Source organism: Halomarina rubra, assembly GCF_023699475.1.
Classification (GTDB): Archaea; Halobacteriota; Halobacteria; order Halobacteriales; family Haloarculaceae; genus Halomarina; species Halomarina rubra.
Map to the genome: position 1 here is coordinate 283,010 of NZ_JALXFV010000008.1, position 6,049 is coordinate 289,058.

The 6,049-nt window shown below is 70.9% G+C and carries 7 protein-coding genes and 1 pseudogene; 6 read left to right on the forward strand and 2 right to left on the reverse strand.

The window, feature by feature from the left end; all coding sequences use genetic code 11:
- The coding region (locus M1L36_RS16340) for an Ig-like domain-containing protein (RefSeq protein ID WP_250874805.1) at window positions 1-719 on the forward strand (719 nt) is incomplete at its 5' end.
- Between the two features lie 45 nt (window positions 720-764).
- Here M1L36_RS16340 and M1L36_RS16345 read toward each other — a convergent pair.
- Together M1L36_RS16345 and M1L36_RS16350 are read right to left on the reverse strand one after the other, a co-directional pair.
- Window positions 765-1,523: a glucose 1-dehydrogenase gene (locus tag M1L36_RS16345; RefSeq protein ID WP_250874806.1), complete on the reverse strand. Its 759-nt coding sequence runs from the start codon at window positions 1,521-1,523 to the stop codon at window positions 765-767.
- A gap of 112 nt (window positions 1,524-1,635) precedes the next feature.
- The gene (locus tag M1L36_RS16350) at window positions 1,636-2,067 is read right to left on the reverse strand and encodes a DUF7964 domain-containing protein (RefSeq protein WP_250874807.1); all 432 of its coding nucleotides are present in this window, start codon (window positions 2,065-2,067) and stop codon (window positions 1,636-1,638) included.
- Between the two features lie 101 nt (window positions 2,068-2,168).
- On the opposite strand from M1L36_RS16350, the gene M1L36_RS16355 reads away from it, so the two are divergent.
- The 5 genes and pseudogenes from M1L36_RS16355 to M1L36_RS16375 form a co-directional block, all read left to right on the forward strand.
- Complete coding sequence (locus M1L36_RS16355; protein WP_250874808.1) at window positions 2,169-2,579, forward strand: hypothetical protein; 411 nt, start codon at window positions 2,169-2,171, stop codon at window positions 2,577-2,579.
- A 66-nt stretch (window positions 2,580-2,645) separates the two neighbouring features.
- Window positions 2,646-3,842, forward strand: coding sequence for an AI-2E family transporter (locus M1L36_RS16360; protein ID WP_250874809.1), 1,197 nt, complete (start codon window positions 2,646-2,648; stop codon window positions 3,840-3,842).
- Window positions 3,843-3,978: 136 nt separating this feature from the next.
- Complete coding sequence (locus M1L36_RS16365; protein WP_250874810.1) at window positions 3,979-4,422, forward strand: hypothetical protein; 444 nt, start codon at window positions 3,979-3,981, stop codon at window positions 4,420-4,422.
- Window positions 4,423-4,456: 34 nt separating this feature from the next.
- On the forward strand, window positions 4,457-5,161 hold the full coding sequence (locus M1L36_RS16370) for a DUF7546 family protein (RefSeq protein ID WP_250874811.1): 705 nt from the start codon (window positions 4,457-4,459) through the stop codon (window positions 5,159-5,161).
- A pseudogene (locus M1L36_RS16375) lies at window positions 5,158-6,049 on the forward strand (hypothetical protein); the annotation flags it as partial. The gene M1L36_RS16370 and the pseudogene M1L36_RS16375, both read left to right, overlap by 4 nt.

Below are 6,049 nucleotides of genomic sequence, written 5' to 3' on the forward strand. Positions count from 1 at the left end.
TGGGGCGCGCCCAACGCCGACGCCCCGGCCGACGCCAGCACGGTCACGCCGGTTCCGACGCCCGCCCAGCCGACCGCCCCGAGCGACGACGCGCTCCTCGACTACGTTCAACGCTTCGAGAACGCGACGTTCTACACCCGGTTTCTCGACCCACGTTCTCACACGCCGAGACGACCTGTGACGCGACGCTCGTCGACCGCACCGCGACGGGGAGCTACCTCCGTGCCGGCTGTTCGGGCGCGGCGTACTTCGACACTGACGGGGACGGCGAGGCCGCCGAACACGTCGACGTCGGACCGACACCCGTCGAGTACGTCGTGACGAACGAGACGACGGTGCGTATCGCCCCGGCTCTCGGCCACGTCTTCGTCCCGCCCGAATCGGAGACGGGGACCGAGCGCCGGCGACTCGACGCCCCGGAACTCACCGTCCTCAACGCGGCGAACCGCTCTGTGAACGTCTCCGTCGCGCTCGAACCCGCCGAAGACACCGCGGCCGGCGACACCGCGTTTCGAACGACCCACGACCTGGAGCCACGGTCGGGCGTCACCGACCGCCACCTCGTGAGCACGGCGGGACCCTACGACCTCGTCGTAACCGTCGGGTCGGCCACCGTTCGGACGTCGTGGCGACTCGGCGAGGACGACGGCTCTCGGACGGTCGTCGTCTGGCCCGACGGGAGCGTGAGCGTCGAACCGCGACCGACGCTCGGCGAGTAGCGGATGCTCGCGGGGTCGCGTCTCACCGAAGAGATGGAGATCGCCTCACTGGGCGACGTAGCCGCCGTCGACCGGCATCGGGACGCCGGTGACGAACGAGGCGTCGTCCGAGCAGAGGTAGACGACCGCGTCCGCTATCTCGTCGGGCGAGGCCGCCCGCTTCATCGCCTGCGGGGCGACGGTCTGTTCCATCGCGGCCTCGTCGCCGCCGGTGAACCGCTGGACCATCGGCGTGTCGACGACGCCGGGACAGACCGCGTTGACGCGGATGCCGTCCTCGGCGGCCTCGATGGCCGCACACTTCGTCAGCCCCGCGACGCCGTGTTTCGAGGCGTAGTACGGCGAGAGGCCGGCCGCCCCGACAAGCCCCGCCACGGAGGCGGTGTTGACGATGGCCCCGCCGCCGTGGTCGGCCATCACCGCCAGTTCGTACTTCAGACAGCAGAACACGCCCCGGAGGTTCACCGAGATGACCGCGTCCCAGTCGTCGAGCGACTGCTCCGTGAGGGGGGCGACGGTGCCCTCGATACCCGCGTTGTTGTGCGCGAAGTCGAGGCCGCCGAAGTCGTCGACGACCGCCCCGACGGTCGACTCGACCGCCGTCTCGTCGGTCACGTCCAGTTCGTAGAACCGCGCTTCGCCGCCCATCTCCTCGATGAGCGAGACCGTCTCCTCGCCGCCGTCGGTGTCGATGTCGGCGACGGCGACGTGTGCGCCCGCTTCGGCGAATCGAACCGCCGTTGCGCGGCCGATTCCCGACCCTGCACCCGTCACCAGCGCCACCTTCCCGTCGATTCCGTTCATGATTGCCACGGGCAGTCCGACTGCCCGAGCGGAGTTGGCAACGAGAAACGATAACGATTCGCACGAGTACGCGCGGGTCGGCTCCGGTGTCGGCCTGTCCGTCGTCGCCCGGCTACCCCGCGTCGTCGAGTACGCGTCGCGCGTCCGTCGGCGAGAGTCGCGTCCGAGGTGCGGCCTCGGCGAACACGTCGACACCGACGACCCTGGGGTCCTCGCGCTCGTCGTGGTCGCGTTCGCGGTCGACGACCCACCCGAGGTCGTCGGACCGACGGAGCAGACGGGTCCCCCCGGCGGTCGAGACGACGAGCGTGTTCGTCTCGTAGGACCCGTCTGGCGACCGACCGTCGTCGGTCTCGCTGGTCTCGCTGGTCTCGTCGTCCTCACCCCTGGAGCCGTCGGTCGCGCCGACCGCGGCGACGAACGCACACGAGCGGTCCAGTCGGTCGACGTCCTCGGCGGCGAACGGTCGGTTCGGCATCGACGCGACGACGCGGTGGTGGACGCCACAGCACCCACACGTCGTCCCCAACTCGTGGTTCGGCATCTCTCTACGACCGCGCGCTGGAGCCTTGTCAATCGGTCGGGTGTGGCCGCGAACCGCCGGCCGTCCGTTCGTTTATGTCGGCGCGTGTCGAACAGCACCCCATGCCTATCTCTAGCGCGGAGTTCGAGGACGGTCGCCTCGACACGACGACCGACGCCCCCGACACGACGACGGTCGGCGAGTTCGACAGCGAGCGCAACCTCGTCCTCGCGTTCCTCGACGAGAACCCCGACGCGGCGTTCACCGACCGCGAGGTGCTGTTGGGCGTCGACTTCGACGAGTCCGACGACCCCGCGACGGTCAGGGAGTCGTACACCACCGTGTACGGCGAGGCGCTCGGCGACGCCGCCAACGAGGTGGTCGACCTCGCGGGGGACGTGACCGCGACGGCGATGGTGGTCGGCGACGTCGACGACGCGCTGTCGTCGCTGGTCGCCGACGGCGCGGTCGAACGCGCGGAGGTCTCCGTCGGTGGCCAGTCCCGAACCTACTACCGTGTCACCCGTTCGTAATCGTCTCCAGCGCGCGTCGGTCGGCCCACCGTCTCCGACTCCTCACCGACCCCAGTCGGTCCCACGATGACGGCGGGCCGAGCGTCGCTGGTCCCGCGGTCGAAGGCCCGACTCGGCTACTGGCTGCTGGCGGCGGTGGCGCTCGTCGTCTTCCTGGGTGCGGTGTACCTGTTCGTCGGGACGCTCGTCACGGGCCTGTTCCTCTACTACGCGGTCCGGCCCATCAACCGACGACTCCGGGGGCGAATCGACAGCGACGGCTGGGCGGCCGTCGCGACGCTGTTCCTCGTCGTCGTTCCGCTGCTCGCGCTCGTGGGCTACGTCGCGTTCATCGCCATCCAGAACGTCGACACCCTGCTCAACCAGGACGTCAGACGGCTCGTCCAGCCGTACGTCGACCTCGGGAGCATCACCAGTCTCTCGGACCTCGCAAGCAACCCGCAGGCCATCGTCGACCAACTCCGGCAGTCGGGGCTCCAGGGCGTCGTCTCGATGACGCTCGGAGCCATCGGCATCATCACCAACGCCGTCATCCACGTCTTCTTGATGAGCGCGGTCGTGTTCTACCTGCTGCGCGACGACCGCCGCTTGGCGGCGTGGTTCCGCTCGGCAGTCGGCGAGGGGAGTCCCGCCCACGTCCTCGGTCGACACATCGACCGCGACGTCTCGCAGGTGTACTTCTCGAACGTTCTGTTCATGACCACCATCGGCGTCCTCTCGGCGCTTGGCTACTCGGGGTACAACCTCGTCGCCCCCGCGTCGGTGCAGATTCCACTGCCCATCGTCCTCGGGGTGCTCACGGGCGTCGCGAGCATCGTCCCGCTGGTCGTCGGCAAACTCGTCTACGTCCCCATCGCGGCGTTCCTGTTCGGCGCGGCGCTCCAGAACCCCGACGGCCTGCTCGTCTACCCCATCGCGTTCACCGTCGGCGCGTTCCTGTTCCTCGACTTCATCCCGCTGACGTTCCTCCTGCCGGTGATGGCGGGGCGGGCGCTCCACAGCGGGCTGATGATATTCGCGTACGTCGGCGGGACGCTCGTCTTCGGCTGGTACGGTCTGTTCCTCGGGCCGCTGGTCCTCGTCGTCGCCCTCCGGGTGTGGCTCGACCTCGTCCCGTCGCTCGTCCGCGGCGACCCGGTCGCACCCGGCCCAGCGGACGGGCCGGCGGAGACCGAGGAGTCCGACTCCGCCGACCCCGGCGACCAGAGCCAGGACCAACCCGCCGAGGACCAGGGCGTCGACGACGGGACCCCCGGTCCGTAACGAGCGTCGTCTCCCGAACGCCGCCGGAAGTCGCCTCGGTGGTCCCGTCCCGATTCCCTCCGAGCACCGTGACACTCTCCGTCCCCGACCAGCAAGCGGATTTATATCGGTTCATAGCAATGTGTTACCAGACACCATGCAGTCGAGCACGCAACTCGTCTCCGCCGGGCTGATGGGGGTGCTGTTGGTCGCGACCGTCGCGGCCGTCGTCAGCTTCCGCGACTGGCGACACGACGCGACGGTCCCGGGCGGTGGGTCGACGACGCTCGGCGTCCGTGCGTACGGGGCCGCCGGACGCGCGCTGCACAGTCAACTGGTCTGGATTCTCGGCTTCCTGCTGTTGGCGTTCGCGCTGGGCGGGGCCGTCGTGCTGTTCGTCGCCGGCGGCCCGATGAGCGCCGACGCCGGGATGACCGTCGCACTGGTAGCGGGGTGCGTCCTGCTCGTCTTCCTCGGCGTCGGCACCTACCGGACGGTCCGGTTCCGGGGTCGGTCGAGCGCCGGGGCGGCCGCCGTCACCGCGTGGACGCTCGGGACGCTGGCGCTGGTCGCCATCGTCGCCAACCTGCTGCTCGGCTGACGACGATGCGCCGACACCGCCGCGGGGGGGACCGATGAAGGTGTTCCACACGGAGCGGTCGGTGACGCTCCCGTCCGGTCTCTGGTGGCTCGGTCCAGTCGTCCTCGCCGAGGCGCTGTTGCTCGTGGGCTACTTCGGGCTGACCGGCGCACGCCCGACCGAACCGCGCTACGTGCTCTACCCGTTCGTCTGGATCAACCTCGGTCTCGTGGCGCTCGTCGAGACGCGACCGCGGCCAGCCTCGCGACGGCTCAGACTCCTCGCGGCCGTCGTCGCCCTCGGCTACTTCCTCGTCCTCGCGTGGCTCTCGGGGCTGCTCGCACTCGAACTCGGACCGTCGACGCACTCTCACGCCGCGCTCGCCGGCTGGCAGGTCACGCTCTCCGCGCCGGGGTGGGGCCCGCGAATCGGCTACGTGACGACGATGGGCCACGTCTACTTCGTCCCGTACCGCGTCGTGGGGTACCTCGCGCTCGCGTACCTCGTGTTCGCCCGGACGCTCGACGCCAGCGCCGCCGTCCTCTCCGGGGTCGTCGGTCTCGTCGCGTGCGTCTCGTGTGCGTTCCCGCTCGCCGCCTCGGTGGCGGCGGGCGCACTCGGCCCCTCGGCCGCGCTCGCCACCTCGCCGTTCTCGTTCGACCTCTCGACGCTCGCGTTCGTCGCGACGGTGGCGCTGTTGTACTGGTCGCCACAGCTCTCGCCCCCGTTCTCGCTCTCGTGGCCGCGGAGGGGCCGATGACGCCGCGACGGCCACGACGACGGCCCGGCTCCCGACCGGACCACTCCTGGTCGCTCGTCCGACGTGCCGCACTCGTCGGGGCCGTGGCGCTCGCGACGGCGCTGTTCGTCGGCGTCGCCTCGGCACACGCCGGGTCGCTCGGCAGCGCCGCCCCCGTCTCCGTGCCGTCGTGGCTGTTCGCGCTCACCGGCGGCGCGGTGGTGGTCGCCTCGTTCCTGTTCACCAGCCTCCTGACCGACCGCGACCTCATCCGAGCCATCGACCGGCGCGGCCCGACCGTTCGGCTCGCCGCCGACGGGACTCTCCGCACCGCCGGTCGCCGCGCACTCGCCGTTCTGGGACTGCTCGGTCTGCTCACGGTCGTCGTCGTGGGCTTCCTCGGACCGACGACGGCCGTCGCCAACCTCGCCGTCCTCCTCGTGTGGGTCGCCTGGTGGGCGGGCTACACCGCCACCGTCTACCTGCTCGGGAACACCTGGCCCGCGCTGAACCCGTGGCGGACGCTCGCCCGTCGTCTCCCGTCGCTGGAGCGGCCGCTCCCGGCGCGACTGGCGACGTGGCCCAGCGTCGTCGGCCTGCTCGCGCTCGTCTGGGTCGAGGTCGTCAGCCCGCTGGCCGACGCGCCACGACTGCTCGCGTGGGTCGTCGTCGGTTACACCGCCCTCACGCTCGCGGGTGCGGTGGTGTTCGGTCGCCGGACGTGGTTCACGCGCGTCGACCCCGTCTCGCGCGTGTTCAGCTTCTACGGTGCGCTCGCGCCCCTCCAGCACACCCGCAGTGCGCTCGCGCTCCGCCTGCCGGGCGCGGGTCTCCTCGCGGGCGACCCGCCCGACCACCACGTCGACCGGCGACCGCCCTCGGACGGGCCGGTCCGGGCCGACGGGGGCG

Bases quoted from the DNA above. Each gene is read 5' to 3' on its own strand.
- M1L36_RS16350 (WP_250874807.1), bottom strand. From the start codon at position 2,067: ATGCCGAACCACGAGTTGGGGACGACGTGTGGGTGCTGTGGCGTCCAC.
- M1L36_RS16370 (WP_250874811.1), top strand. From the start codon at position 4,457: ATGAAGGTGTTCCACACGGAGCGGTCGGTGACGCTCCCGTCCGGTCTC.
- M1L36_RS16345 (WP_250874806.1), bottom strand. From the start codon at position 1,523: ATGAACGGAATCGACGGGAAGGTGGCGCTGGTGACGGGTGCAGGGTCG.
- M1L36_RS16365 (WP_250874810.1), top strand. From the start codon at position 3,979: ATGCAGTCGAGCACGCAACTCGTCTCCGCCGGGCTGATGGGGGTGCTG.
- M1L36_RS16360 (WP_250874809.1), top strand. From the start codon at position 2,646: ATGACGGCGGGCCGAGCGTCGCTGGTCCCGCGGTCGAAGGCCCGACTC.
- M1L36_RS16355 (WP_250874808.1), top strand. From the start codon at position 2,169: ATGCCTATCTCTAGCGCGGAGTTCGAGGACGGTCGCCTCGACACGACG.